The sequence below is a fragment of the Paenibacillus sp. D9 genome, from assembly GCF_001188365.1.
In the GTDB taxonomy this organism is placed as follows: domain Bacteria; phylum Bacillota; class Bacilli; order Paenibacillales; family Paenibacillaceae; genus Paenibacillus_O; species Paenibacillus_O humicus.
In genome coordinates this window covers 1,495,419-1,522,090 of record NZ_JZEJ01000001.1, presented here as the reverse complement: position 1 = coordinate 1,522,090, position 26,672 = coordinate 1,495,419, and the positions used below count along the sequence as shown (strand labels likewise).

Below are 26,672 nucleotides of genomic sequence, written 5' to 3'. Positions count from 1 at the left end.
GATCAGCCCATGCTCCTTCCATATATCCCGCAGCCGATCTGTCGGATAGAGGCCATTTGCTGTAGTCCAAATATCGTTGATGCGGCGACGGGCGGGAGGGCAGTCCATGAACAAACAAGAGCAGGTCATTATGGGGTTCAGGGACTTGCTGAACAAAATGATTTTGATCAATAAGGATAAAATGGAAGACAGCCTGAAGGGGTTTAAGCCGTCTGAAGTCCATTGCATCGAATACATCGAAAAAAATGAAGACTCCAACGTGACTAAGCTTGCGGAATCCTTTTATATGACTCGCGGCGCCATAAGCAAAATGACGAAAAAGCTCCTGAAAAGAGGCCTTATCGAAAGCTACCGGAAGTCGGACAACAAAAAAGAAATTTATTTCAGGCTTACGGAGCAAGGGAAAGTCATTTACAATATCCATGAGGACCTGCACAAAGAATTTCAAGAGCGGGATAAAGCCGTATTCGAGCAGGTAACCGAGGAGCAGCTGGACAGCATGATCAGCTTTGTGGACAAGTATAGAAAGCATTTGGATGCCGAAATAAAGAAACAGGATCTGGATATCAAGCTGGATAAAAGGGAATCATGAAACGAAAGCAGCCTGGCTCTTTGGAGAACAGGCTGCTTTTTTATGGGCTTTATTTTGTTGACTAGGAAACAAAGATTTGATATGATCATTTCGTTTCCAAGGAATCAAAATTCGAAGGGAGAAATCAAGTGTTCAAATCCAGATCACATCCAAAACCGAACACCGAACATACGATAGATAAGCATGCCTTGTTATTCGGTCTCATCTCTGTGTTTCTTTGCGGACTCGGCTTCAGCATCATCACACCTGTCATGCCGTTTTTAGTGCAGCCGTACACAAGCAGTCCGGGAGAGCAAGCTGTCGTTGTCACGCTTTTGTCCTCTGTTTATGCGTTCTGCGTATTTTTTGCGGCTCCCGCACTTGGAGCGTTGAGCGACAGATACGGCCGTCGTCCACTGCTTCTGGCGTGCCTTCTAGGTTCGGCAATCGGGTACTTTATTTTCGGTCTGGGAGGAGCTTTATGGATCCTGTTTGCGGGGCGCATAATTGAAGGCATAACAGGCGGGAGCATCAGCACGATCTTCGCCTATTTTGCCGACATCATTCCTTCTGAGCAGAGAACCAAGTACTTTGGATGGGTGAGTGCGGTCGTAGGGGCGGGAACCGTCATCGGGCCGACACTGGGCGGATTGCTTGCCAAGTTCGGGTATTCGGTGCCCATGTACTTTGGAGCCCTGATTACGGCAGTGAACGTCGGGTACGGATTCTTTTTCATGCCCGAGAGCCTTGGCAAGAAAAATAGGCTGAAAAAGATTGCCTTGACAAGGCTGAATCCATTCACGCAGCTTGCAAGCCTGCTTTCCATGAAAAACTTGAACAGGCTGCTGATTTCCGCGTTTTTGCTATGGATACCCAACGGATCCTTGCAGGCTGTTTTTTCCCAGTTCACGATGGATACGTTCAGCTGGAAGCCTGTATGGATCGGACTTATGTTTTCCATCCTGGGAGTCCAGGATATTCTTTCGCAAGGGTTCATCATGCCGAAGCTTTTGGTGAAATACAGCGATAAGCAGATAGCGGCTCTGGGGATGGTCTCGGAGATAATCGGTTATGGTCTTATTGCGGCATCGGCTTTGTTCTCGTTCTATCCCCTTTTAATCGCCGGCATGTTTATCTTTGGCTTTGGCGATTCGATCTTCGGGCCTTCCTTCAATGGGATGTTATCCAAGTCTGTCGATTCCAGCGAACAAGGAAGGATCCAAGGAGGCAGCCAATCGATCCAAGCTTTAGCCAGAATGATCGGGCCTATCCTTGGAGGTTGGATCTATGTATCGCTTGGCCATGCCGCACCCGCTATTATGGGCATGATCCTTATCGCTGCGGCAATACCGGTTTTGTATAAGAGAACGCATGCAAGCGTGTAGATGCTTGTCTGACATCGATGGTCCATCTGTAGATTATTTTATTGACGTTCGCTGGCTAAATATGTTATGCTACGCTTCGTCAATGTTTGAAACAGGCATTGCCCCAACAAGCCGAGGTGGCGGAACTGGCAGACGCACAGGACTTAAAATCCTGCGGTAGGTGACTACCATACGGGTTCGATCCCCGTCCTCGGCACTTCTTGATGAAACCTTGATATATAAGGGTTTCTGAGGATACTTACTTGTATTAAAAAATGATAGTCCTGTGTGTTTAAATTAAGTACACAGGATTTATTGAAAGCCAATAATACCTCCTTTGCAGTATCTGACTAAAATCAGATGCAGTCGAAGGAGGTTTTTTTCGTTGGCAATGCGATTGAATAAGGTGAAGAAAACAGCACCAGCAACGATGGAAGAAGCATTCATGCAGTTTATCAATTGGAAGAAAGCGAACAACCTGAGTGAACAAACAATTCTTGATTACACTACTCACTTTAATTTGTTCTTCAAACGGTTTCCCAATGCAACGGAGTCTTATGAACAATTGGAAAAATCGTTATTTGAACACTTGGGGCAAGAGAACATCAAACCAGCAACGTATAACAACCGCTTAGTTTATTTACGTACCTTTTTAAAATGGTGTGTTGAGCAAGGGGTGCTGTCTGATAATCCATTAGATGGTTTTAAAAAGCGTAAGGATGAAGGAAAGATCGTTCATATTGATGAGAACGTACTTATTGATCTGCTTCAGCTACCTGACCAAAGTACATATGCTGGGTTGCGCGATTACGCTCTGCTACTAGTCTTTTTAGATAGCGGCATACGCCCTAAAGAAGCTTTCAGTTTGATGGAGTCTGATTACAATGGCCGTGCATGTGAACTTACAGTGGATGCTGAGAAGGCTAAGACAAGAATGTCACGCACACTTCATATCTCACCACAAACGGCAAAAGCAATTGATGAATTGTTGTCTGTACGACCTGATGAATGGAAAAACAATGCACCGCTCTTTTGTACAAACGAAGGTAAGCCGCTAAGTCGCCACACTTGGGGAGACAGAATCGAAAAGTATTGTAAGAAGCTTGGGACTCGCTTTCATCCTTATGCTTTACGACATGCATTTTCTATTATGTTTCTGCGCGGCAAAGGAAATGCTTTTGCACTTCAAATGATGTTAGGGCATGTAGATATGACAATGACCAAACGATACGTAAGGTTAATGAACAGCGATGTTAAAGAGCAACATTTGATGGCTTCTCCTGTTAATAGGATACTTCCTCAGAAGAAACGATTACGGAAAATTGAGAGGAAGTGAGGTTTAACCAATGATAACGAGGAAAAGTGTTTGGTTGGCTATGGAGGATAACGCTACAGCCCAGAGGTTATTAGAACTCGCGAGGAAGCATTCTAAGCTTGCTCTGGAACATATCGGTAAATGTACTCGTCCAGAGCGTAGAGAAGCTATAAGAGCCGAAATTGAGTGTTTGAGAGTGGAAAGGGAATTGTTGTTGGCTTCATTTGAGTTGGAGGTCGTAAAATGAGTAAAGAGTTTGCTAAGTACGAACAGCTTGTTCGGGAAGAGGAAGTTTTGGAATCGACTTGGGGAAAACCAAGCAAGATTAACAAAACAACTACCAAGTATGGTGTTCATGAACAGTGGGTTTATTACGGCGGTAGATATGTGTATTTAGAGGATGGAGTTGTTACGTTGATACAAGAATAAGTTTCATACAACAATTAGCCATGACAGTTGTCATGGTATTTTTTTAATCGTGTGTTTTTCGATTAGTTCACCATAACTATTAAGGGATGATCGAATTGCAGTATAACGATTCTGATACTTACTCTCTATTATTAGTAATTAGATTTTCGCGATACGAAAGATTAACACATCAATATTTGAAACCGTACAAAAAAAATTCGTGTTGCTTATGCAAAGATTGAAAGTGTTGACAAAATACTTAGTAGCGGAATGAAGTTTTCCACTTTCCCCATAATCACAATTATGGAAAAAGCAGCCGTTGAGGGGGGTGGTTTACAGCTGGAAATCAAAGGGTTATCCATTACAGCGCGGTAACACATACTCTCAGATTTACAACCTCGATATACGAGCGATAGCCCTTAGTTCTTCCTAGATCGTCTTCGTAGCCACGATAAGACACTGTCGTGAATATGTAGCTATTTACGATAGCACTCTCACAATAAGCGGGATTATGTGCTGCTGAATGTAAAATCCAAAACTACACCCAGCGGCTTGAAACTATGAATCGTTGGAAAGTAAAAGGAGAGTGCTCGGTAACAAGTTTCTCGACAAGGTGTATACGATTAAGGGAGTCCATGATTAGAGGTCATGGACTCCTTAATTTGGGTCTGAGACGAGCAGAAAGGGGTCACTACGAGGTTACGCATTGACAGGTGATTAGTTGTCCCATCGAGACACAAATTTGATCTTGAAAGCCATTAGGTATTGTAAGATGAAAAGACGGTACTTTATTTGTCTTTTACGTTCTTTTTCCTAAAAGTATCATTTTTTTCCGCACCTATATAAATAGAATAATAATATATATAGTTTTATATAAAACAGTATATTATATAGTGATTAACTCTATTTATATCTGATCGGAAAAAAATGATACTTTTAGGATTTTCACCAATGAAGGGTCATAATGCTGTAATGTTTCTACCACTAGACGTATATAAGTTAGCAGAAAGTATTTTAACCTCGTTGAAAGGTTTAAAACCTTTGTAAGCTTTCAAAGAATTTTATCGTGGTTAAAACACTTTAAAAGGTAGAGCCGAGACTGCATCGGCAAAGGCCCGGATCGCAGGCGCCCGCGACGAGCGTCACAATAATCGTCGCACTTTGAACCGAGCTGCCGAACTGATCGGCAGTTTGGCTGAGGGTAAAAGAAAAAGCCCCGAAGGGCTCATTCACATGCAACGCCATCTTTGTCTCGGTCAAGCTTGGTGCTGTATCCAGGATCTCCGACGTAAAGAGGCGCTTTGCCGGCTGCTCGAACCGCTGTGCAGTTTTTGTAATAGACGTTTGTTGGCGCGGCGGTCGCTTTCGGTTTAGGGGTTGCTGTCGCTTTAGGCTTTGCTGTTGCCGTGCTCGTCTTGGTGCTGCTCTTAGGGGCAGGGACAACGAACAGGACGCGCTTGCCGTCCTTAACGTCGTGGAGCTTGTTGCCGACCCAGGAGCCGGCCCCGCGATTGTCGGAGGACTTCACGTATGCGACGTGCGCACCCTTGCCGCCTTCTTTACACATCGCCATCGGCCATTCGTCGCGGTCGTATCCCTTCTTTGTTGCGATGTTCGCGAGGGACAGTTCGCGGTTGGCCGCAGCGCCATCTCGATTTATCGTGCAGACAGCTGACTTGCCGGCTGCGATTGCCTTGCGGATATGCGCTGCTGTCTCCGGGTACTTGTCGGACGGAAATGTGATCGTCAGGTCATACTTGGGCTTTGCAGTGGTTCCGGCGGCAGTAACTGGCGACACGACGAAGGAAAGGATGAGGACGATGGACAACAATGTCGTGACAATTTTCTTCATGTAATGCTCCCCTATTAAGTAATATGTACACTGGTAATTATAGGTATCGAGCACTAGATCAAGCAACAAAAATTTCTAATGGATTAAGAACGCATGTTCGTCATATAATACTCTCCATGAGGTGAGTCAAATGGGGACTGCAAAACCATGGCCAGACGAAGGCCGGCTTAAACCAGATGAAGAAGAGGCTGTAAAGCGGGTGGTCGCGTTGCAGCTGATGCGGCCAGTCATCAACGAGAGCAGAGAGAACCTGCTGGATTACAAAGGTGTTTTGCAGCGAGTCAGCCATATGGCATTAGAGGTCGTGTCCAAGCGGATGAATGAGGAGCTCCTGAGTGAGCGTCGGAGGCTCTCAAACGAGCGCATCCATGTCAGGCAGATCGTGCCGCGGCGGGGGATGATCGTGGTAAGCTACACATGCCGCTCGTTTCCTGGGGAACTAGAGCTGACGCATCAAGAGGCAGAGTTCATGCGCCAGCAACTCGTTGACGATTACATTCACAAGCTGTTCGGCGACCGCAAGACTATATGAACGCTTAGTCGTATGAGCAAGAGCCCGGGGAGAGATCCCACGGGCTCTTATCGTATCCGGAATTCGCAGACATCGCGTAAGTAGTACATGTCATCGATTTTCACGCGGACCGGATCGACCATCTGGATGATGCCGCCGTAGTCCAGCAACTCGCCGTGCATCCAGACGGATACAGGCGTCTGCGACAACATCGCAACGAAGAAGTGCTTGTTTTGTCTGAGTATCTTGTTCTTTGGGGCGTTCAAGTTGATCCCTCCTGCAGACATTCATTCTACAGGATACATCGGTTCACTGCACTAATTTGTACAGAAAAAAGAGCGGGGGATGCTTCCCTCGGCTCTTCGACGCATGCTTTGCGATTTCCCTCATCATAGCAGATATTGCAGGAATTTGGAAGATACTGCATACTGCTAGGGAGAGGGGAGGTGGAAATTTGAAATTAACACCTGATGAATATAATGCTAGATTGAACCAGCGAAAGAAAACCCTGCTTGCGGTGTACCGGACGCACGAAAGAGGACAGCGAATCAAGTCAGTTGATTTAAGTGGATTAAGTGGTCCGGGGTACCTGGACTATATTTGGCTGATTGATAACGGATATTTAACACTGCTAAGACAATCAACGGCCGAACTGGAATTAAAGATTACTGGAAAAGGTATAAATGAGATTGAGAATAATTATGTTGAAAAATGATTAAAACGGCACCCACGCAGGGTGCTCTTTTTTATGCCCAAAAACGGAAGGATGAAGCAACTAGCCGAACGTGTAAGGCATTTGGAAAAGGAAAAGTAAAAAGTGCAAACATCATCTTATATTATATCATTACAAAAAAAGAAAATAGAGCAAACTATAACAGGGAAATTGGAGAAAAAAATAGACTTCCAAAGTTCCTGATTTATCCTTATTATTTAGAGATTTAATGTAGTTCAAACGTTGCAAAGCTTATAAACCTTTCAAACCTTTAATGCGCCTTAAAACCTTTGAAATAGCGATATGCCGAAACAGTAGAAACACTCCCTGTATTATCATTATTAGTAATGAAAACCTCCGAGAAGATATCTCGGAGGTTTTATTTTTGCTGATTACATCACAAGTTCACTAATTCACAAAGGAGAGATTTTAAAGATGAATGACAAGGAATTACGCCAAGCATTATTCAAGGTACAGAAGAGGTTCGGAACGCCCACTATTTTCATTGCTACTGAGTGTGGAGTATCGAGAGAACATTTGAGTAGATGGCTTCATAATGAATCATATGTGATCTCAGATGAGCTAAAGACAAAACTTAAACAATTTGTGAAAGGAGAAATGTGAAAATGACAACTGTTAACGTCATAGATGCGCCTTGCGGTTATGGGAAAACTTCTTGGGCTATTCAATATATGAACTCTGTTCCGTTAGATGAATACAAGTTTATTTATGTAACCCCATATCTTGAAGAGGTTTCAAGAGTGAAAGAAGCAGTAACAAGTAGAATTTTTTATGAACCGCATAATGAGCTTGGCGATACTAAGTTGGATGATTTACACAGATTACTTAGAGAAGGCAAGAATATTTGTACTACACACAATCTGTTTATGAGAGCAGATGTGTATACAAGAAAGCTACTCCAAGCTAATAACTACTTTCTCATACTTGACGAGGTTTTGAATGTTATTAAGCAAGTTGAATTAAAGAAAAATGACTTGGAGCTGTTAAAGAATGCAGGAGCAATTAGTATTGAAGAGGGAGATAATGGACTTGAATACATTCAGTGGAATGAGGATATAAGTCATGATAGTAGATTCAATGATATAAAAAGGATGGCTCTTTCCAATTCATTACTCCATTATCAAAATTCAGCTTTAATATGGTCTTTTCCTGTAGAAATTTTTAATTTATTTGAACAAGTTTATATACTAACTTATCTCTTTAAGGGTCAACTTCAAAGATACTATTTTGATTTGTACCAAATTCGATATAAGTACTTATCTGTTGTATTTTCTGGTGGAGATTACGAACTTGTACCTTATGAATACAGAGAGAAATTAAATAAGACCATATTGGCAGATAATATAACAATATATGAAGGAAATTTAAATGATATTGGGAATAAAAGCAGTACTTTATCGTATAGCTGGTTTGGAAATGCTAAAAATAAAAAAGAATTTGAAAAGTTGAAGAACAATGCTTATAACTTTCTAACAAATAAAAATAAGGCAAACAACACCAATGCACTTTGGACAACATTTAAAGGTGGTAGTAAAGAGAAATTTAAGAAGCGTGTTGCGCCAAGATCATATGCAGATTCTTATATATCAGTTACTGCAAGGGCGACTAATGCCTTTAGAGAGAAATACAATCTTGTATATTTAGCAAATAGGTATATGCGACCGATAGAAGCAGGGTTCTTTAGACAAATGGGCATTACAATAGATACAGAAGCTTGGGCTTTATCAGAACTTATACAATGGATTTGGAGAAGTCGCATTCGTGATGGTGAACCAATAAATATCTATATCCCAAGTAGTAGAATGCGTGGGTTACTACAAAGATATTTATCTAGTGAGGATTTTGAAGAAGCTCCAATGGGTGCGATCATTAATCAGCCACCCAATGACTGGCACCTATAAATCCAGGCAACCACACTGCCTAAGTACCACGAAAAGAGCCAGTAAAACAAAGGTTATTCTTTCAAATTCCTTAAAAGAAGAAGTTGAAAAATAATTCTAATAGGGTGAAGAAAAAAATGATACTATTTGCCGCCGCACAACTTCGTTGTGCAGCGTCTTAATAGTATCATTTTATTTCCCCACCTTTTTAAATAGATGGTAAGTATGTAACATGTGATTGAAGTGAAAATATAGCTCTTTCTCATACTGTGACCCAAACGATTCGAAAAGCGAAGCGTTCGAATCGTGACAAGGACAAAAGCGGAGCGTTGTCCGCGTCAGGCACTTCATATCAAAATTAAATAGTACTTTATTTGGCATTTTATCAAGATAAAGTTAACTTATCTTTTGTCTTATGCTATCCTTTTACTTAACATGTTCAAATACATCATAGAAGAAGGCGAAACAACAAGATGAATCATGATAATGAGGATGAAAAACATAAGTATCCACGTAAATTAAGAGAAAAACGCATGAAAGCAATAGCCAATACTTTAAGGTCATGGCAGAGAGAAAAAGTTCTTTGTACATTCAATCGTAGTTGCGCTTTAACGGGAAAAGCTTCTGATGTGCAACTGGATCACTTTATTCCGATATTCTGGGGAACGATTGTAACAAAATATGGCATTGGTGGAACCACAAATGCAAACACAATTCCATTTCACCGTTCAATAAACGCTTCAAAAGGTGCAATGAATCCATTTATTTGGTATGAGCGTTACGGTGCTAGGCACGGGATATCGGAAGATAAGTGGAAAGGCATTGTAGACTATATCGCCGAGAAGCATAGAATGACTACTGCTGAATATATCAATAGAGTTAATGCCTGTTACAGTGAGTATCTGGCTATAAGATGGATAAGCGATATTGACCACTTATTAGAATCAAGAGACGAGGTTCATATGGCATTTATTGATCGTGCTTTAAGGCTGGGGCTTGCTATACATGTTGTTATTGAACTTTTCGGGAGTCTGAAGATTAAGGAATATTTCGTGAATAATCAAACTATTGAATTGGTAGCTGAAAGGAAGGGAGTGTTTGCGGCGAGATTAAGGACTCAATAGAAGATCAGTTTTATTGACTTTTAAGGAGCGGGAAAATGAAAAAAACCCAGACAATGATAATGTCCCTGATTCTCTCCAAGGCAAAAGTTTAGAGGAGTTATGGGAACTTCTTCTTGGAAAAGATGAGCTTATACAAGAAAAGGCAAAATATGAAGCGCGGAAGTTAAAGCCTGATTATCAGGAAGGCGCACCGAACCTATTGGAGTGCGTAATGTGTGGCTGTGATGAAGTAAAGAATGTCGAACTTGATGTTCCATTGAAATCAAATAAGGTATTGTTGAGCGTGAGAGTTAAGTATGGCGCACAATGTTCTAATCCTAATTGCTTGGAGAAATACTATGATTCAAATGCTCTTGATGCTATTAAGAATATCGAGTACTGGTTGAAGATGCGGAAGCATCATCCTCGAATATTGCCTTTTCATCTTCTTGGAAAGGAAGCTCGCGAGGAAACTGTACGTGTCATGCGTGGCGAAGAGAATGACGATGTAGAATAAGTAATAAATAACGAAAGCCTACAAGCAACTTAAATGCTTATAGGCTTATTTTATTTCAAGGAGTGATAATATTGAGCACTGCTTTAGATTACAATATCGTGAATGTTACACTTAAACATAAGAAGCGAACGACTCTTTGATTGTTGAGAGTACTCGCTCCTTTAGCATTTAATAAGCAATTGGAGCATCAAGCATAACAGCATTTCGTTTTCCGCATGGTTTACTGTATTCGGTGAATTATACGAACTTGAAAGAGAGAATATCAAACAATGTCAAGCAGAAGGCATCGAGGTTGCTCAAAACGACCTAAGAGGGAAATCACAAAAGAGTTCATAGCAGTTTATGATAAATGGAAGAATGGAGCAATTACAGCGGTAGAAGCAATGAAGAAGGTTGGTATGAAGCCGAATACTTTTGTAGAAGGTTCAATGAATATTAGATGGCAAACAAAGTATCCAGCTAGGCTAGGATGCTTTGTTTCTTTATGGGGGGAAAAACATGGCTGAATAATGATTCATAATGTTAAACTGTTTCCAAGGTGATGTAAGAATACCTCTAGTTGCGATGGGGGGATTATTTTGGGGTACTTACAGTTTGACCCGCGAGATATGATTTCAGGTCCATACATAACTTGTCCAAAATGCAACGGGGAAACATTCGGGATATTATCTATTTATGAGAACTCTTACACTAGAAGATGTAGGAGCTGTTTGTACCCAAAAGGTAATGAACGATCTGTGTCTTCCGTGCTTCCAAAAATAAACAAGAAAGTCATCTATTTAGATCAGTTTGTAATTAGCAATATGATGAAAGTATTAAATCCTAATACTAAAGCAAATAAAAAGGGAATCGATGATTTTTGGCTACGTTTGTTTGAAAGATTAGATAGTTTGTCTAAGTTACAGCTAGTAGTCTGTCCCGATTCTGAATACCATGATAATGAATCCCAAGTTACAGCATTCTATAAAGAGTTAAAGAGAATGTATGAGTTATTAAGCCATGGAAAAACATTCTATGATAAAGAAACAATCAAGAATTTTCAATTACACGAACACTTCACTAACTGGCTGGTTGGTAAAAACTCTAATGCTCTTAATCTTGATATAGATGATATTGTACACGGAAGCATAAATTCCTGGACGAGTAGGTTTATTATTTCAGTAAATCGTGAGATAAATATGGAAGCCATTGAAGCCCTGCTAAAGCATAGAAATCAGTCCTATTCTGCAATAGAGGGCGTATTTCGGTTGTGGAGTGAATCGAAGAATACGGACTTCAATTATTGGTACAAGAATGAAGTTGAAGCGTTTGGTAAAGGCACCCTTAATATGTATTTTAAGCATCAGCTAAAGTTGTACGAAGTATGGAATAATTCCGAACTTGATGATTTTGAAGACTATGAAGCACTTCTTCCTTCTTCATCCGTTAGGCATGTCAACATGATGTTGAAGGTATTGGGTGAACATGGCGTGGAAGATGAACTATTGAAATTGTCAAAAATCGTAGAGTATTTCAAAACAGCCAATTTCGATAACTTGCCTTTTTTACATTTGTCAGCTTCATTGTTTGCATCGATTGCACGTAAAGCCGCGGCAGGTAGAAAGCAACCGCCTAATAGGGGGACGGTAAACGATATTGAAATGATTTCAACATTTCTTCCTTATTGTGATGCAATGTTCATTGATAACGAGTGTGCAAGTTACTTAAACGAAAAGCCTTTGGTTGATAGAATTGGGTTCCCTACAAAAATATTCTCTCAATCGAAAAGAGAAGAATTTATACAATTCTTAGATGAAATTGAACAAAGTGCTTCCCAAGAACATATCGAGCTTGTAACAAAGGTTTATGGTGATTCGTGGAAAACGCCGTATGTAACCCTATATAAGCCTACCAAGTAAAGAGGGGGTTCAGCATGGATGAACGTAAGTATAAAGAAAGTCTTGCAAACAAGGAGTATGTGAAGGGAAGAGGTGAAGAGACTGAATACTATATTATTACTGCAAAGTACTGGGTTGATAACTACAAACTCACATTGCTCAGAAAAAATAAAGTTATCTTCGAGGACGTTTACGAAGGTTTAACCAAGGCGAAATATGGTGCATTTGAGTGGCTTCTTTCCTACGACCCTTCAATATTTAAGAGAAACGTTGTAACAATGGTCCATTATAAAGATGATAGAAAAAGTGGAGACCCATGGGTAAAGGATACAAATATAGAGTTACATAACAACTTAGAAAAATATTTGGCAACACAAGGTCAATTTGAAAAACTGGAACGAGCCCGCAGAAATACATGGGTTTTTCAAGGCAACCCTAGTCGTTTTAAAGTAGATGATTACTTGCGAGAAAATCAAGATATTGTTTGGTCGATCAGACAGGAACATTATGTGAACGACATACAAATCGGGGATACGGTTTATATATGGCGTTCTGATGCGGGGAAAAGGGGCTATGGCGGTGTAGTAGCTAAAGCGACAGTTACAGGCTTGCCTGTATCCAGAAAAGATGTAACTTCTGAATTTTGGATAACACCAAGTGATGCCAATGAAATCCTGCCAAGAGTTCCACTGCACATAGAGGAATTGGCACTTGAAGGTGACCATCTTAGTAGGGAACTTTTGAAGAGTAATCCTGTATTATCTAATCTGTTAATTCTCAAAATGAGCAATAATACTAACTACTTGCTATCAGCCATACAAGCAGAGGAACTATTAAAGCAATGGAATAATAATCTCCCTAGAGTTTCCGATATTAAAAGAGAAATCCCGCTTCCAGAACCAGTATCACGCGATAGAGAGTTCTTATCCTATAGCGATCAACTGAGAAGCAAAGTGGTGTATGAGTACCTTTTCAATGGTAATACTCACCGATGGATTGATGAGCATACCCTAAAACTTGATCCAGAATGGAGTCGGGGTTATCAGGCCATGGGTATCCTTCATCATTTAGGCTTGAAGAAGGCTTTTAAGGGTTTGTTTAAGGGACTTTCAGTTGCTGAGGCGATTGATCTGATGGAACAGGAATGTGATGACCATCCAGCTGATCGTAATCTAAATGAGCCAGTTATTTTAGCATTGAATGGCATTACAAAAAATGAACAACAGGACGAGAAAACAGGTAGTGATGTTCAAGCTGATGAGGGGAAAGAGTATCCAGAAGGGAAAATCGCATTTGTGCTTCATAAGAAGCGTGAAAGGAATCCCAAGCTAATCAAGGAAGCCAAGCGGTTGTTTATTAAAAAGCATGGTCGCTTATTCTGTGAAGCTTGCAAGTTTGATTTTCAACAGGTATATGGGGTTAGAGGTGTTGATTTCATTGAAGTGCATCATAAGAAGTTGATCTCTGAAATGAGGGAAGGTGAAACGACAAAAGTCGAAGATATTGCGATGCTGTGTAGTAACTGTCATAGAATGATACATAGAAAGCCCATGATTACAGTGGAGAGATTAGCAGAGAGTATAAAAGCTAAATGAGCATATTCGAAATCGCTAGTGAAGGGATAATATGTATATACTTTATCTCGATTGGAAGACAATTGTGAATAGTCCAATAGATTCGAAAGCATATCTATAGTGCAAATTAGTATTTAAATAGAGTTTCAAAAAACCGCCGCTCTAACTGGTGGTTTTTTCTTTTTGATTAAAGTGGATATGTACGTACTTGAGCTAAAAGTCCCATAACATAAATTAAAGTTGGATGATTATGGATATTATAGACGAATTATTTAGGGAACAGTTCGAAAAGAGCTGAGTATAATTGTCTGACCCATTGATTAGACAAAAAGAGTCATTATTAGCTACAGTGGCATGATTATTTGCATATGAAGGCAAAGCAAAAGAGGTTGCTGTATTTGGTAAATTCGACAGCTGAAATTGTTCAATCAGACTATGACAATTGGGATGGTGGCACTTATATTTATACTTTATTTATCAGGCTCAAATTCAATGTATATGTGCAAGTGATAAATTAGAAGAAAGAATTAGAAAGCTATTCTTAAAAAAGTGGCATTCATTGCTAACAGAGAACCTATTTTTTAGAAATGTAGTTATTAATCCTGAACTAACTAGTGGTGATAGTTGGAGAGAAAAAGCGAATGCTTGGTTGAATGGGGCTAATGTAAATAATCAAGGAAAGTACGATCAGCTAATATAGCTTCTAGAAGTTGTGAAGGTCTTTTGTTTAGGTCTAACCCAGAAATCAAATTTTTATAAAGCATTAAAACGTTGGAGTGTCTTTTGCACCTTTACCTGTGTTTATTAAGGGAGGAAAAAAGTACCAGCGAAATGCAACGGATTTTGTTATAATAAAGATGGATTGTTATGGTAGTTGAGGTGGATGGAGAAACTGTTCTTCAGGAAACGCCAGCAGAGCACATCTAAGAACTACTATACTCATCCATGAAGGCGTGAATTTTGAAAGGATTTCATCAAGCGAATGTGCTACAAAATAACTAGCACTTAGAAAGTGCGAAAAGTATCCTTAATATACTTAAAAAGTTGAAAGATAACTCAAGATAAGATTATTGGGGGAATAAGAGATGGAGAATAAAGAAAAACAAGAACTAATAGAGGATACTCAAATTAAAACTAGTGAAGATGAATTGGAAGCGATCGAAGCAACTGAAGAAGAAATTGAGGATACATTAATTAGCTTATTATATGGAAACAGACTGAGAGATTTAGTTAAAAGAGTTGCAAAAAATGATACAGTAACTGTACAAATTGGAAAACGTGGAGTAGATGGATTGCAAAATGCAATGAAGTTTTTGGCAGTAATGATGATTTATGAAACTCTTGATGTTTTAAAAATTAAAAACAAAGTTCAAATAACTCCATTAATTATTAGTCAAGCATTATCCAATCTGGTTGGGAAATCAGACTCATTAAATATTGCTACACTTGAGCTAGAAACATTAATTATGAAGCTCCAAGCAAATAATAGTAATACTTCAGTGATTAGAGCCACAGAATTTGTGAACTTATTTGAAAAAGAAGAGACTATTGATACGACTGATGATAAATCTCAGTAAGAGAGGAATTTCTCTATGAGTATGAAAGAAAGAAAACTATTTTTCACAAGAAATGGTCAGTTTTCATTTTGGGAAAAACTTAATGCTTTGAAATTTGAAATGCTTGAAGAATTATATTATTTTGTGGTTGAAAAAAAATGGACTAGTCTATATCCACGAAATAATGATGAGTTTCCTTCATTCATCTATAAAATTTATGAAGTTGGTGGTAATCAACAAGCTTCATTAGAAACAAAAGTGGACGAGTTATTCTCACTAGTTGAATTACCCAAAAGCGATTTCAATGCATATGTATATCACTACCCAGGACAATCGCTTGATTTAGTATCAGCTGAAATTAATTTAAACAAATTAAAAGACTCTGTATTAGATTTTAAAATTGAGGGACTTGAAATTGATATTTTTCCCTATGAAATCATGAATAACCACAAAAACGTTATTGATATTAGATTTACAAGCGGTAGAAGTTTATACTTTAAACAAAATGAAAATATTCAGTTTCTAAATACAGAGATAAGATTCTATTTGGAAAAGCGAATGGCTGTCGTAACAAATTTCTCTCAATATACTCATAATGACGCTGACAAAGCGTTATTTATTAATAAATCAATTCAACAAGTTTCATCTTATCGTGGTGCAAACTTAAGTCCAATCCTATTAAGTGACCAATCTTTAAGGGAGTTATTACTTTTAGAAGATACTCAACTTCCCACAAAACTGAAATTCGAAGTAGAGGGACGATTAAAAGTCAAGATTGACGTTAGTGATAAATCTAATTTTAATGATTTAGTACTCCAGGATGAAGTGAAGTATTTTTATGATAAATTTCCTTTGACTAATATAAGAGTGAATCTCTCTGAAGTAGGGGAAAAATGGTTGTCCGTAGATGGTGCAGAAGGCAAATTAATGACAAGAGCGCAAAACATTGAAGTTTGTGAGATAGACAGTTTTGTGGAAAAGTTAAGTATTTTGATTGAATATGATTATTTAAATAGAAACTATTTAGAAGATATTCAAAATAGAGCCAATCATAAGTTAATTACAACACAATCAACAAAAAATATGATTATTAAATCTTGTTATCACGATGTAGAAATTAAAATCTCAGATTATCAAAAAGATTTTACTGGTGTTTTTATAAAATTACTTCAAAATGCATTTTTCTATTGTATTAATACTAGATTATATTTAAAGCCTAAGGCGACGGAAAAGACTTATTATGCATTAGATGTAAAAACTATTGGATACCTTGCTAGAATAAATGATGTAAAACCAGAAGCCATCACCAATATTCTATTGTCTTTATTGGAATTGTACAGTGAACATAAAGATAATATTAAAGACTTAATGGTTGCCATTGATGATTTAATCCAAAGTTGTTCGGGGATGATTGATAATGCTTCTGGTTTATGAGCATGAACTACTTAATAAAATTGCTGAAACATATACTAGACAAAAGGCTACAGGTAATTTTCTTTTTTCAGTTAGTGACTATAAGCAGAAGTTTCCTGAAGATTCAACTTTATCAAGTATAAATAAACTTGTTATATCAGGGTTATTAATGGAGAAAAATGGAATGTTTATTTTAGACTCAACAATTTGGGTTGAAGCTTTTATGGACGAAATAACTAGGAAAATCAAAGATTTTGGTGTTATTTTGAGGTGTATTTTCGATATTAATAAAAGCAAAATTGATTTTTTTATTAAAGATGAAAAAATAAAATCATACGATGTGAATTTTGAATGTAACAAAGAAAGTGTTGCTGATGATGTTATCAATTTTGTTAGATTGCCACGATTCGATTTTTATATTTTCTGGTATGACTTGTTAAATGAAAATTCATTATTAGAGCTTTTTATTGGTCAAATAAAAGGGGAAATAACAAAAATACGATATACTAAAAGAGAAAAGTTTAGTTTTCTTGATGGAATAGATAAAACCGATTTAAGTGAAATTTTTGAGATAAGCATAAAAAAATACTTTGAATCTAATAAAAAGACAATTAATGGAGTTAGCCAAGAAGTTGGGTTAATGATTAAGAAGCAACTTTTAACAGATAATTTTGAGGCGTATTCAGTTGATTTTGATGATTTTGATTTATTGGTAATTAAAGAAGAAAAGTATGTTTCTTTTTTCTGCATTATGGACGAAGAATTTATTGAATATCCAGTTTCAAATACTGAACTTAGTATATTAAGGCGAGAGTTAATAAAAAAATTTGAATTGTATAATAAGCTTAATAGATTTAATAAAAATAAAATAACTGATAACATTTCAAAAACAATTCAAATCGCCTCACTAATTTTAACGCCAATAAATCTATTTTTATTATATTGTATTTCGAAAAAAATTGAATGGGTTGTACAAATTGTTGATAATAGATACATATATTATGCCCTCGGTGGAATTTTAGCTTTTATTAGTATTGGGGTTGTTGTATGGGTAATCATACCAGCTATATATCTTGCAAGATTTAATTGGAAAATAAAAAGAAAAAAGCTCTTATAAATTTTTTTTGTTTGGATTAGAATTGTTATCGGTAAATTGAGTGGAAGTAAGTGGAGTTTTTTTATTTAATTGTGAAAGGAAAGGTTAATATTGAAATACGTCGCAACAGATGCAGATTTCAGTGAGTGCATCTTATCTGAGACAACAGTGGAGGTATTTTTTGATGGTGAGAAAGAAGACAAGGGAAAAATTGAATTTTATACAGAAGAAAGTTTTAAAATTAACGGATTCTATTATATTAGAGAGTGCTGTACAGTATTTGTCAAAGAATCAATTACTCATTAGACTTATTTGTACAAAGTGGATTGAATCTATAAAGATTATTGTGGTAAAATAGAGGTGCTTAACTTACAGGTTTTTTATTATTGCATTTTAGAAAAATGCAAAATTCTGTTGAGTTAAAAAGAGTCAGAGACTGTAAAGTACTGATATTATAGGCTTTTTACTTGGTACAAGTACGCACAGGACTTAAAATCCTGCGGTAGGTGACTACCATACGGGTTCGATCCCCGTCCTCGGCACTTCTTATCGGCTGAGATTCGGTCTTGTTGCCGAACTAGCGGATCAGCGATTAAATGTCCTGCTTTGCGTGCAACTCATTAAAAACGCAAACCTCGTTGAAAACCTCCTTTCACTCTGTGAAAGGAGGTTTTTGTTGCACAGGTACCTTTCGGTACGAGCAGGATAGAGAGCTGCTCCCGAGCAGCCCAAAAGGCAATTTTGGCAAAATCCATTAACCTCCGATAGGCTGCTGCATATACTGCCGTATCAACCTAATGGGAGTGAAGAGTTTGTATTATCAAATGCCTCAGCAGGTATCCCCTCAAGCCACAAGCCCTATGCACACGGTTTTTCCCGTCAATCCATATGTCGTGGAAACGCTTATGTCCGTCAAAGGAAAATGCGTCATCATTGAAACGACCAGGGGCCGTATCGAAGGGACAGTCGCAGGCGTCAAGCCCGATCATGTCATCCTGCAGCTCCATGAAAAAACCGCTTTTATCCGGATTGCCGAAATCGTCTGGATCATGCCGGAATAAGGATCAGGCTCGGGAGCTGCGCATCGCAGCTCTTTTTATGTTGGACAAGGCTTGTTTTTTCAAGTCTTGAATGGCTTTCAATCCGAATCGAATCGATAAGAAGAGGACTGGCGTCTCATTTGCCGATAGAACGTCCCGAACGTACGGGCGGCAGCGTAACGGAACCGCCGCGCGTGAGCTGGCAGCCGGCTTGCGATGTGAACACAAATGGAACTTTACCCTTGAAGCAGGCAGGGAGTTTGCCCAGGGTGGTTTACAGGCTAGTAGTTTTTTCGGTCTGCCCTACGGTCGAATTTTTGATATCTGCGGCTTGAGCAGTCCTGCTGCCGATCAGCAGCATGCCTCCGATGACGAGCGCTCCGCCCAGCCACTGGACGACCGGCGGCTTCTCTCCCAATAGGAGCATGGACAGGAGCAGGGACGTCAAAGGCATCCAGCCGGCATAAGCGGCGGTGGTGTATACGTCGCAGCGCTTGATGCCCGCATAGAAGCAGCCGTAGGACAAGGCGGTTATCGCCAGTCCATACCAGGCGAGCGCCAGCCATTCTCGAGGCCCGATATTGCCAAGCGACGGCACCGGATGCTCCAGCATGGCGGGGACCGCACACAAGGCCAGCGCGGCGGCGCCTACCAGCAGCGTCTGAACCATGGGATGGGCGTCTGCCATCGCTCCGGACGAGCCTTCATTCGAACGGGAATTGCGGGACAGCACATTGAAGATGGCTTCGCAGGAGACGGCGCAGAGGATGAGCAGGTTGCCGGCCAAATGGTCCAAGGGAAAGCCGTTGCCTCCTAAGCTCATTCCCTGCAGCAGCGCGATTCCTGCCGCTGTGCAGCCGACTCCAAGTCCGGCCTTGGCCGTCAGCGGCTCCCGGAGGACGAAATAAGCGAGGCAAGCAGTGAGAGCCGGAGCGGCGCCGGTCAATATCCCCGCTTCGCCGGCGCTTGTCATCGTCAGCCCCAGCAGAAGGAAGGTGCGGAACCCGAAAATGCCGAAAACCGCCTGGAGCCAGACAGCCTTCCAATCTTGCCTATGCATGGATCGGATGGTCCGCACGGCCCGCGAGGCATAAATAGGAGCCAATCCTAAGAGCAAAATGGCCAGGCTCACCGAAGAGATGGTGAACATGCCGAGCGAAGCCGACAGCAGCCGGGCGGTGACGACCGAAGTGCCCGCCAAGGCAAAAGCGAAAAACAAATACATTTTACCGATTTGAATGCCCACGCTTCACGATCCTTTCCTGTCAATGTCGATTGCCATGAAATCAAGTATAAGAGTAAACTGGACTTATGGAAGATCCAGTTCAAGGGCAATGATAGAGATCCAGTTGGAGGCGATTATCGATGTGGGGAATCCGGCTGCAGCCGGGTCAAGAGGTGCCGATGTCCAGGCAGCTGTTTCTGGCGCTCAAGGACATAATTCTGAGTGGAGAGATCGCGCAAGGGGAGGAGCTGCCCTCGACGAGGGAAATGGCGAAGCTTCTCGGCGTATCCCGCAACACCGTCACCGAAGGGTATGATATGCTTCTCACCGAAGGATTTGTCGTGAGCCGTCCCGGCGCCGCCACTCGAGTGGCGGACGGGCTGCGGCTGAGCCCGTCCGCTGCCGATTCCGGCGATGGGCAGGCACAGAGGGGCGGGCTCCAGTCCCTGGCCCCGCCGCTCCTGGCCGACTTCAAAACCGGCCAGCCGGATCTGTCTCGGTTTCCTTGGACGGCGTGGAACCAGCTGCTCCGGCAGGCCGCCGAAGGCATGACACCGGAGCTGCTCGGCTACAGCGGGCCCAAGGGGCATGAGCCGCTCTGTACGGAGATTGCCGCCTGGATGCTCCGCAGCAGGGGAGTGAAGGTGGATCCTCGTCATATTTTCATCACCGCGGGAACGACTCAAGCGCTTCACATTCTGGCGGATCTGCTTCATAAGGACGGCTTCAGCTTCGTTGTGGAGAATCCGTCCCATCCATCCACCTCGACGATTATGATGGATAAGGGATATTCTTGCCGCTGGCTGAAGGCGGACGGGGCGGGAGCGGATGTCGACTCTCTGGATGGAGAGCGGGTATCGGCCGTCTGCGTGACTCCTTCGCATCAGTTTCCGCTGGGAGGCATCCTGCCGGCCAGCCGCAGAGCCGCTCTGATCCGCATGGCCGAGGAGCATGGCTTCTACATTGTCGAAGACGACTACGACAGCGAGTTCCGGTATTCGGGAGCTCCTGTGAGCCCGATCTATTCCATGGACAGTTCGAGGACGATTTATGCGGGCACATTCAGCAAAACGCTGTTTCCCGCCCTGCGGATCGGCTTCGTCATCCTGCCGGAGCCTCTTCATGAGGAGTGGAGCAGGAGGCGCACGTTCGCCGGCGTCCAGAATCCGATGCTCGAGCAAGCCGCGCTGGCCGAGTTCCTGCGCAGCAGAAGGATGGACAAGCATATGCGTCTGATGCGGCGGGAGTACGGCGAGAAGCGCCGTCTTCTTTTAAGCGCGATCGACAGGGTTTTCGGCAGCGGCGCAAGCTGTCAGGGCGACGCCTCGGGCCTGCATCTCGTTCTGGAGGTTGCGGGATTGCAATGCGGGAAGACGTTTGCGGCGGAGAGCCTGGAGGCAGGCGTGCGTGCGTATCCTTTGATCGAGTATTGCCATGACGGGGAGGATGGAGAGAACGGCTTCCGGAGCAAGCTGCTGCTCGGGTACGGCCATCTGGATCCCGCGCGGATCGAGGAGCAGGTACGTATTTTGCATGCTTTTCTGGCTCGGTGGATGAGCGGGCAGGCGAGGATTTAAGCAGGGCTTCCCGTTGAAAAAAAGCCCACGGCCGTTTTCCTCCAAAGGAAAACGTTCATGGGCTCCACTATCATTTGCTGCCGTCCTTCACCGGAACGGCGCTGCCGGGCACGGCTTGCTCCGCTTGGGCGCGTATGGCCTTGGCCTGCACTTTCTGTGCCGGATTGCCTCCGGAAGAGGCGGATAAGAGAGTGGCTGCGAGCACAGCCAGAAGCACGGCCGTCCAAAGGCCGCCCCAAGCTTTTGCCGACCCGGGAAGTTTCCTCCACAGCGCCGGCAGCATGAGAAATGGAGCCACGATCCAGCCCGCAACCATCATCGCGCGCATTTTCCGCTCTCCTTTCGTTCCCTTTTTTCCTATATCGGCAAGTTTTTAATGGAATTAAACCATTTCCCGAAATTGGAAACGATGTTTTCGAGGAGCCGCCTTCGGGGTAAGCTTTCCATGCCGCTTGCCGCAATAGGAATGGAGAAAAAAAGAGAAAGAAAAAAGAGCCTCCGAGGGGCTCTTACTTGGATGCCGGCTGAGCGGCCTTCAGTTCTTCCAGGTCGACCTGACCGGAGATCTCTTCAACGAAGTTGTCCATGCAGCTGCAGTAGTAATCCCTGCGGCACACCGGACACGGGGTCGTTTGCAGACGGTTGATTTTGGTTCCCAGCGGACTGTAGAACAGACGGCATTCGCCCCCGTCTTTGAGCTTCACGACAACCTGGTACAGCCCCGTGGAGTCATTGCGCTCCGCAAGCTTGCTGCCGGTAACGATCGGACGGTAACTCAAGGTACAATCACCTGCTTCTTTCTTTCATATATACGCTTGATTTATCTTACTTTCTACAGCTATCATTGTCAAATTACAGCGGGTCGATCCCGTCATGGAGGAGGGGCTTGCATGGCCGCATATTTCAGCAACGATTGGGACGGACTGCTGCAGGAGGAGATGACTCTTCCCTATTATAAAGAGCTTCGCAGCAAGCTTGCAGAGGAATACCGCACCGAGACCGTCTATCCAGGCATGCACGATATTTTCAACGCTCTTCATTATACGTCTCTGGCGGACGTCAAGGTGGTGATTCTCGGTCAGGATCCGTATCACGGTCCCGGACAGGCTCACGGCCTCAGCTTCTCGGTCCAGCCGGGTGTCCGCATTCCGCCTTCCCTGAAAAACATCTACAAGGAGCTGAAGGAGGATGTCGGCTGTGCCGAGCCGGAATCCGGCGATCTCCGGGGCTGGGCGAGCCAGGGAGTGCTGCTGCTGAACAACGTATTGACCGTCCGGCGCGGACAAGCGGCCTCGCATCAGGGACTTGGCTGGGAGAGGTTCACCGACCGCATCGTCCGCCTGATCGGAGAGAGGGAGCGTCCGGCTGTCTTCATTCTCTGGGGCAGGCATGCCCAGGAGAAAGCTTCCTTCCTCGACGGAAGCCGGCATCTGCTGATCGCTTCCCCGCATCCGAGCCCGTTTTCGGCGCACAGAGGGTTCCTGGGCAGCCGGCCTTTCTCGAGGGCGAACGATTTCCTGCTTCAAAACGGCATGACGCCGATCGACTGGTGCCGGACATCTTCCCTGGATGCGGACGGCCTCGGCGACGGGAAGCGCTCGGCAACGCTCGGCGCCTCCGGATCGGAGCGGAAGGCAGAGGCCTCAGCGCGGGGGAGGGCGCAGGATGGCCGTTAGTCAGGGACGCAAGCCCTCGCGCTGGCTGAATCCCGCAGGCGGCTACCTCGCCGGCTACAGCCATACCTTGAATCCGTACAGCGGCTGCAGCTTCGCATGCAGCTACTGTTATGTCCGCCGCATGCCGGTCGGGCTGTTCCGGGGCGAGCCGTGGGGCAGCTGGGTGGACGTCAAGCAGCTGGACGAAGCGGCGTTCCGCCGGGAGTGGGCAAGAGAGTCCGCCAAAGGAGCGGTCAGCGTCTTTTTCGGCTCGGCGACAGATCCCTATCAGCCCGCGGAGGCCGAGCACAAGCTCACCGGGCGGCTTCTTGAGCTGATGCTTGAGCGGCCGCCCGGGTTCGTGCTGCTGCAGACCCGGAGCCCTCTTGTGACGAGAGATGCCGCTCTGTTCGCTGAATTCGGCGATAGGATTCGAGTCAGCCTGACGATTGAAACGGATGACGAGACGATGCGGAGGCGCTTCTCGCCCTCGGCTCCGCCGCTTGCCGCGAGGTGGAAGGCGCTGCATGCCCTGCGTGAAGCCGGCGTGCCTGTACAGGCGGCTGTGTCTCCGCTGCTGCCGCATACGTCCGAATTCGCGCGCAGGCTGGCCGAATCCGGCGCCAGAATCGTCGTCGACGATTTTCACCGCGGGGACGGCAGCGGCGGCCGGCGCTCGGAGCAGCTCGGCATGCGGGAGCTGTACCGCAGCCTGGGGCTGGAATCCGATTATGCGCCGGCCGCCGCGGACCGGTTCTATGAAGGGTTAATCAGCCGATATCCCGGCGTCAACGCGCATTTTTCCCAGGAAGGATTCCTCCCTTGAACGGACGGGCCGTTATACCGCTTTCGTCCTGCGTCTGCCGAAGCTCTGGCGTATAGGAGGAACCGATGTACGTAACGGCCGATACCTCGGTAATGACTTGCGGGTTCATCTGCCCCGGCTTCGGCGGGACGACCTCCACGGAGAGGATGGCTTTGGTGCCGGAAAATTCGATGCCGGTAATGACGAGGCCGTAACCCGGATTGGGCGCCTGCGCCGTGACCTTCACCTCCTGCACCTTGTCGCTGAGCTTGCTGGCCGTCAAGGCCAGCTCCTGCAGCGGCGATACCGAAGGAGCAGGGTTTTGCACGCTTCCATTGTCTTCATTCATTTTGTCCACAAAAGTCACCCCTCCATTGATCCATGCGGCCGCCTCGCTTCGAGTTGCGGCCGTTTTCGGCTTGAATTCCTTCCCATCATCCAGCTTGGCGATGCCGAGCTTGAGAAGCATCTGCACGCTTGCCCGGTAAGGCTCGGCTACGGCGCTCTCGTCCTTGAACACAACCGCTTGCTGGGTGAAGGAGTAGTCGCCAGAATGATGGATGCCCTGGGCGACCAGATCGGCGAACTGCTCGCGCGTTACGGATGCTCCCGGACTCATGTCCTTGGGGAACTGCACGCCGTTCGCGGCTGCGGCCAGAAACGGGGAGGCGTACCAGGCCTTATCGTTCATGCCGGGGAAATACTGGCTGGCCAGCGGCTCGCGGATGAAGCGCAGCCTGTCCAGATTGAATCCGAAAGCCTTGACGACGAGCGACACGGCTTCGGCGTAGCTGAGCTTCTCCTGCGGCTTGAACTGCCCGCTGCCGGATCCTCCGACAATGCCGGATTGCTCCAGCTGCCGGATCGCCGCCGCATGGGGATCATGGTCGATATCTGTGAATGCCGACACCACAGGCACGCATCCAAGCAGCAAGGCGCAGGCAAGGGCGCCGGCCAAAAGCGGCCTTTTTCGCATCCGCAGGCTTTTTTCATGATCATGGCCTCTATCTTTTACGGAATCTGCATTCGCCGGATGAGCCGGCGAAGCCGGTTTGCGGTGTTCTTTCAATTCCATCGCCTCCATAAGGGAAGTATTCCCACGCTCACCCATACAGACGCAGAAATCAGAGTGGATGTTGCGTTCTTCCGCTCAGGAACGGATCGTCACGCGCGTCCCGACAGGCGCCATCGCGGAGAGGGCGAGCACATCCTCGTTGTACATCCGGATGCAGCCGTGCGAGACGGCTTTTCCGATGGAGGAGGGATCGTTCGTGCCGTGGATGCCGTAATGCGGCCGGGACAGCCCCATCCAGAGCACCCCGAACGGGCCGCCCGGATTTTCCTGCTTGTTGATGATCCGGTATTCTCCCTCGGGAGTGGAGGTGAGCACCTTGCCGACGGCGATGGGGTATTGGCGGACAACGGTATCCCCGTCGAGCAGATACAAGGCCCGGTCGGACAGGTCCACGATGATGCGGTAGCTGGCCATGGCATTCACTCCTTTGGAACCAGTATATTCCGCTCCGGCAAGTCTCTGTACGGAGTTTTCTTTACAATAGATCCACATTGCCAAAATATTCCCTAAACAATCCGTTGTTAGGATGAGGTTGTACAGGACATTAGTCATACATACGGCTTCAACAGCCAGAGGTGTGACAGGCCCGAACAACAAGCCGACTGGGCCGTCGGTCATACATTACAGGCGACAATCGTCGCGAAGAAGGGTGAGCATCGAACTATGTCCACGGGATCCAAGTTAGCCGCAGTCGTACTTACCGCTGTGCTCGGCACAGCATCCGCAGGAGCCGTTCAAGCTGCCGCATCGCAACCAAGCACGGGAAAGCTTCAATGGACCGTCAACGGCCAATCCTCCGAAATCCGCACGCTCGTTCTGAACGGGCAGCAGCTCGTCTCGGTATCGGACGCAGCCAAGGCGCTCGGCGCCGAAGTGGAAATCATGCCGGAAGGTGCGGGAATCCGCATTACGCTTGGCGAGCATTCCGTTCTGGTCAAAGCCGGTTCCAAGCCTCTGAATGAAGACGGAACGGCTTTCGGTCAAGTGGTGCAGTCGTGGAAGCAAGCGAACTACGTCGACGGAGCCTCGTATGTGCAAGCTCTCGGCGGAAGCTATTCGCTGCTCGACGGCAGCGGCATCAGCATCCAGACGCTGCAGCTGCTTGAAGGCGCGGAAACGGCTCAATGGGCCGGCGACGGCCGCCTGATCGTCTCCGTATCGGACGAAAGCGGACGCACCGACTACTTGGTCGATGCCACCACGGGCGCATACAGCCAGCTGCTGAGCTCGAGCGGCGCTTCGGATCTCGTCGTGTCCCCGGACGGCGGAAAAGTCGCTTTCTCCGAAACGGACGGCACGCTCCGCACGGTCGACCTGAGCACCCTCCGCATGGCCAAGATCGGCACGGACACTTCGATCAAGAGCAATCTGCAATGGTCTGCTGACGGCAAGTCGATCTACTTCCTGCAAGGCGACAAGACGAATGTCATCGCGGCAGCCGACGTAGCGACGGGAGCCGTCAGCAAAGTGCTGGACGACAAAGTCGAGTACAAAGGCGATCTGTCCGTAACGGCCGGGGGGCCGG

At 44.7% G+C, this 26,672-nt stretch carries 27 protein-coding genes and 1 tRNA gene; 21 read left to right on the top strand and 7 right to left on the bottom strand.

The window, feature by feature from the left end:
• The first annotated feature begins 106 nt into the window (after positions 1 to 106).
• The 5 genes from VE23_RS07125 to VE23_RS07100 all read left to right on the top strand — a co-directional run bounded on the left by VE23_RS07125 (position 107) and on the right by VE23_RS07100 (position 3,679).
• The gene (locus VE23_RS07125) at positions 107 to 592 is read left to right on the top strand and encodes a MarR family transcriptional regulator (RefSeq protein WP_048744883.1); all 486 of its coding nucleotides are present in this window, start codon (positions 107 to 109) and stop codon (positions 590 to 592) included.
• 128 nt (positions 593 to 720) lie between these two features.
• A complete protein-coding gene (locus tag VE23_RS07120) occupies positions 721 to 1,956 on the top strand; it encodes an MFS transporter (RefSeq protein WP_049867652.1) in 1,236 nt (411 codons plus the stop codon).
• A gap of 110 nt (positions 1,957 to 2,066) precedes the next feature.
• Positions 2,067 to 2,152 (top strand) — tRNA-Leu (locus VE23_RS07115).
• Positions 2,153 to 2,326: 174 nt separating this feature from the next.
• Positions 2,327 to 3,271, top strand: a complete 945-nt coding sequence (locus VE23_RS07110) for a tyrosine-type recombinase/integrase (RefSeq protein WP_049869655.1) — start codon at positions 2,327 to 2,329, stop codon at positions 3,269 to 3,271.
• A 222-nt stretch (positions 3,272 to 3,493) separates the two neighbouring features.
• Positions 3,494 to 3,679, top strand: coding sequence for a hypothetical protein (locus VE23_RS07100; RefSeq protein ID WP_049867650.1), 186 nt, complete (start codon positions 3,494 to 3,496; stop codon positions 3,677 to 3,679).
• Between the two features lie 1,204 nt (positions 3,680 to 4,883).
• On the opposite strand, the gene VE23_RS07095 is transcribed toward VE23_RS07100, so the two are convergent.
• The gene (locus tag VE23_RS07095) at positions 4,884 to 5,510 is read right to left on the bottom strand and encodes an excalibur calcium-binding domain-containing protein (RefSeq protein ID WP_049867649.1); all 627 of its coding nucleotides are present in this window, start codon (positions 5,508 to 5,510) and stop codon (positions 4,884 to 4,886) included.
• Between the two features lie 130 nt (positions 5,511 to 5,640).
• Between VE23_RS07095 and VE23_RS07090 the strand changes: the two genes are divergently transcribed.
• Positions 5,641 to 6,042, top strand: a complete 402-nt coding sequence (locus VE23_RS07090) for a hypothetical protein (RefSeq protein WP_049867648.1) — start codon at positions 5,641 to 5,643, stop codon at positions 6,040 to 6,042.
• 47 nt (positions 6,043 to 6,089) lie between these two features.
• Here VE23_RS07090 and VE23_RS07085 read toward each other — a convergent pair whose 3' ends face one another.
• Positions 6,090 to 6,287 carry a hypothetical protein gene (locus VE23_RS07085; protein WP_049867647.1) on the bottom strand — a complete coding sequence of 66 codons (198 nt, stop codon included), beginning with the start codon at positions 6,285 to 6,287 and terminating at the stop codon, positions 6,090 to 6,092.
• Positions 6,288 to 6,475: 188 nt separating this feature from the next.
• Here VE23_RS07085 and VE23_RS26410 point away from each other — a divergent pair, with 188 nt between their 5' ends.
• From VE23_RS26410 to VE23_RS07035, 11 genes are all read left to right on the top strand, one after another.
• Entirely contained in the window at positions 6,476 to 6,736 is a 261-nt protein-coding gene (locus tag VE23_RS26410; protein ID WP_157053922.1) for a hypothetical protein, read from the top strand.
• Positions 6,737 to 7,168: 432 nt separating this feature from the next.
• Positions 7,169 to 7,357, top strand: coding sequence for a hypothetical protein (locus tag VE23_RS07080; protein WP_049867646.1), 189 nt, complete (start codon positions 7,169 to 7,171; stop codon positions 7,355 to 7,357).
• Between the two features lie 2 nt (positions 7,358 to 7,359).
• A complete protein-coding gene (locus VE23_RS07075) occupies positions 7,360 to 8,655 on the top strand; it encodes a DEAD/DEAH box helicase family protein (protein WP_049867645.1) in 1,296 nt (431 codons plus the stop codon).
• 452 nt (positions 8,656 to 9,107) lie between these two features.
• Positions 9,108 to 9,758, top strand: coding sequence for a hypothetical protein (locus VE23_RS26405; RefSeq protein WP_157053921.1), 651 nt, complete (start codon positions 9,108 to 9,110; stop codon positions 9,756 to 9,758).
• A 13-nt stretch (positions 9,759 to 9,771) separates the two neighbouring features.
• Entirely contained in the window at positions 9,772 to 10,254 is a 483-nt protein-coding gene (locus tag VE23_RS07065) for a hypothetical protein (protein WP_049867643.1), read from the top strand.
• 737 nt (positions 10,255 to 10,991) lie between these two features.
• Positions 10,992 to 12,152 carry a hypothetical protein gene (locus VE23_RS07060; RefSeq protein ID WP_157053920.1) on the top strand — a complete coding sequence of 387 codons (1,161 nt, stop codon included), beginning with the start codon at positions 10,992 to 10,994 and terminating at the stop codon, positions 12,150 to 12,152.
• Between the two features lie 14 nt (positions 12,153 to 12,166).
• Positions 12,167 to 13,726: an HNH endonuclease gene (locus VE23_RS07055; protein WP_049867641.1), complete on the top strand. Its 1,560-nt coding sequence runs from the start codon at positions 12,167 to 12,169 to the stop codon at positions 13,724 to 13,726.
• Positions 13,727 to 14,790: 1,064 nt separating this feature from the next.
• Positions 14,791 to 15,282, top strand: a complete 492-nt coding sequence (locus VE23_RS07050) for a hypothetical protein (protein ID WP_049867640.1) — start codon at positions 14,791 to 14,793, stop codon at positions 15,280 to 15,282.
• Between the two features lie 15 nt (positions 15,283 to 15,297).
• Positions 15,298 to 16,695, top strand: a complete 1,398-nt coding sequence (locus VE23_RS07045; protein ID WP_049867639.1) for a hypothetical protein — start codon at positions 15,298 to 15,300, stop codon at positions 16,693 to 16,695.
• Positions 16,679 to 17,791 (top strand): hypothetical protein, encoded by a 1,113-nt coding sequence (locus tag VE23_RS07040; protein WP_157053919.1) that lies wholly within the window; start codon positions 16,679 to 16,681, stop codon positions 17,789 to 17,791. Before VE23_RS07045 ends, VE23_RS07040 begins: the two co-directional genes overlap by 17 nt.
• Before the next feature lie 782 nt (positions 17,792 to 18,573).
• Positions 18,574 to 18,831 carry a YuzF family protein gene (locus VE23_RS07035; protein ID WP_374725866.1) on the top strand — a complete coding sequence of 86 codons (258 nt, stop codon included), beginning with the start codon at positions 18,574 to 18,576 and terminating at the stop codon, positions 18,829 to 18,831.
• Positions 18,832 to 19,084: 253 nt separating this feature from the next.
• Here the strand turns inward: VE23_RS07035 and VE23_RS07030 are convergent, their stop codons facing one another.
• Positions 19,085 to 20,056: a DMT family transporter gene (locus VE23_RS07030; protein WP_198156144.1), complete on the bottom strand. Its 972-nt coding sequence runs from the start codon at positions 20,054 to 20,056 to the stop codon at positions 19,085 to 19,087.
• 119 nt (positions 20,057 to 20,175) lie between these two features.
• Here VE23_RS07030 and pdxR point away from each other — a divergent pair, with 119 nt between their 5' ends.
• Positions 20,176 to 21,612 carry a MocR-like pyridoxine biosynthesis transcription factor PdxR gene (gene pdxR, locus VE23_RS07025; RefSeq protein WP_049867637.1) on the top strand — a complete coding sequence of 479 codons (1,437 nt, stop codon included), beginning with the start codon at positions 20,176 to 20,178 and terminating at the stop codon, positions 21,610 to 21,612.
• 70 nt (positions 21,613 to 21,682) lie between these two features.
• Here pdxR and VE23_RS07020 read toward each other — a convergent pair whose 3' ends face one another.
• Positions 21,683 to 21,940: a hypothetical protein gene (locus VE23_RS07020; RefSeq protein ID WP_021877158.1), complete on the bottom strand. Its 258-nt coding sequence runs from the start codon at positions 21,938 to 21,940 to the stop codon at positions 21,683 to 21,685.
• A gap of 181 nt (positions 21,941 to 22,121) precedes the next feature.
• Positions 22,122 to 22,391 (bottom strand): hypothetical protein, encoded by a 270-nt coding sequence (locus VE23_RS07015; protein ID WP_048743809.1) that lies wholly within the window; start codon positions 22,389 to 22,391, stop codon positions 22,122 to 22,124.
• Positions 22,392 to 22,502: 111 nt separating this feature from the next.
• Here VE23_RS07015 and VE23_RS07010 point away from each other — a divergent pair, with 111 nt between their 5' ends.
• Together VE23_RS07010 and VE23_RS07005 are read left to right on the top strand one after the other, a co-directional pair.
• Complete coding sequence (locus VE23_RS07010) at positions 22,503 to 23,288, top strand: uracil-DNA glycosylase (RefSeq protein ID WP_069202436.1); 786 nt, start codon at positions 22,503 to 22,505, stop codon at positions 23,286 to 23,288.
• Positions 23,278 to 24,093 carry an SPL family radical SAM protein gene (locus VE23_RS07005; RefSeq protein WP_049867636.1) on the top strand — a complete coding sequence of 272 codons (816 nt, stop codon included), beginning with the start codon at positions 23,278 to 23,280 and terminating at the stop codon, positions 24,091 to 24,093. The genes VE23_RS07010 and VE23_RS07005 overlap by 11 nt, the downstream gene beginning before the upstream one ends.
• Here VE23_RS07005 and VE23_RS07000 read toward each other — a convergent pair.
• Positions 24,056 to 24,982 (bottom strand): S-layer homology domain-containing protein, encoded by a 927-nt coding sequence (locus tag VE23_RS07000; protein ID WP_198156143.1) that lies wholly within the window; start codon positions 24,980 to 24,982, stop codon positions 24,056 to 24,058. The two genes, VE23_RS07005 and VE23_RS07000, sit on opposite strands and share 38 nt — an antisense overlap.
• A gap of 240 nt (positions 24,983 to 25,222) precedes the next feature.
• On the bottom strand, positions 25,223 to 25,561 hold the full coding sequence (locus VE23_RS06995; protein ID WP_048743816.1) for a L,D-transpeptidase: 339 nt from the start codon (positions 25,559 to 25,561) through the stop codon (positions 25,223 to 25,225).
• Positions 25,562 to 25,810: 249 nt separating this feature from the next.
• Here VE23_RS06995 and VE23_RS06990 point away from each other — a divergent pair.
• Positions 25,811 to 26,672 (top strand): stalk domain-containing protein (locus VE23_RS06990; protein WP_442950535.1); only part of this gene is annotated, 862 nt, incomplete at its 3' end.

What these genes read in the sequence shown, in the direction of transcription:
- VE23_RS07055 (WP_049867641.1), top strand. Translation starts at nt 12,167, where the DNA reads ATGGATGAACGTAAGTATAAAGAAAGTCTTGCAAACAAGGAGTATGTG.
- VE23_RS07005 (WP_049867636.1), top strand. Translation starts at nt 23,278, where the DNA reads ATGGCCGTTAGTCAGGGACGCAAGCCCTCGCGCTGGCTGAATCCCGCA.
- VE23_RS07045 (WP_049867639.1), top strand. Translation starts at nt 15,298, where the DNA reads ATGAGTATGAAAGAAAGAAAACTATTTTTCACAAGAAATGGTCAGTTT.
- VE23_RS07100 (WP_049867650.1), top strand. Translation starts at nt 3,494, where the DNA reads ATGAGTAAAGAGTTTGCTAAGTACGAACAGCTTGTTCGGGAAGAGGAA.
- VE23_RS07125 (WP_048744883.1), top strand. Translation starts at nt 107, where the DNA reads ATGAACAAACAAGAGCAGGTCATTATGGGGTTCAGGGACTTGCTGAAC.
- VE23_RS07010 (WP_069202436.1), top strand. Translation starts at nt 22,503, where the DNA reads ATGGCCGCATATTTCAGCAACGATTGGGACGGACTGCTGCAGGAGGAG.
- VE23_RS07090 (WP_049867648.1), top strand. Translation starts at nt 5,641, where the DNA reads ATGGGGACTGCAAAACCATGGCCAGACGAAGGCCGGCTTAAACCAGAT.
- VE23_RS07040 (WP_157053919.1), top strand. Translation starts at nt 16,679, where the DNA reads ATGCTTCTGGTTTATGAGCATGAACTACTTAATAAAATTGCTGAAACA.
- VE23_RS07020 (WP_021877158.1), bottom strand. Translation starts at nt 21,940, where the DNA reads ATGCGCGCGATGATGGTTGCGGGCTGGATCGTGGCTCCATTTCTCATG.
- pdxR (WP_049867637.1), top strand. Translation starts at nt 20,176, where the DNA reads ATGTGGGGAATCCGGCTGCAGCCGGGTCAAGAGGTGCCGATGTCCAGG.
- VE23_RS07075 (WP_049867645.1), top strand. Translation starts at nt 7,360, where the DNA reads ATGACAACTGTTAACGTCATAGATGCGCCTTGCGGTTATGGGAAAACT.
- VE23_RS07050 (WP_049867640.1), top strand. Translation starts at nt 14,791, where the DNA reads ATGGAGAATAAAGAAAAACAAGAACTAATAGAGGATACTCAAATTAAA.
- VE23_RS06995 (WP_048743816.1), bottom strand. Translation starts at nt 25,561, where the DNA reads ATGGCCAGCTACCGCATCATCGTGGACCTGTCCGACCGGGCCTTGTAT.
- VE23_RS07080 (WP_049867646.1), top strand. Translation starts at nt 7,169, where the DNA reads ATGAATGACAAGGAATTACGCCAAGCATTATTCAAGGTACAGAAGAGG.
- VE23_RS07095 (WP_049867649.1), bottom strand. Translation starts at nt 5,510, where the DNA reads ATGAAGAAAATTGTCACGACATTGTTGTCCATCGTCCTCATCCTTTCC.
- VE23_RS26405 (WP_157053921.1), top strand. Translation starts at nt 9,108, where the DNA reads ATGAATCATGATAATGAGGATGAAAAACATAAGTATCCACGTAAATTA.
- VE23_RS07110 (WP_049869655.1), top strand. Translation starts at nt 2,327, where the DNA reads ATGCGATTGAATAAGGTGAAGAAAACAGCACCAGCAACGATGGAAGAA.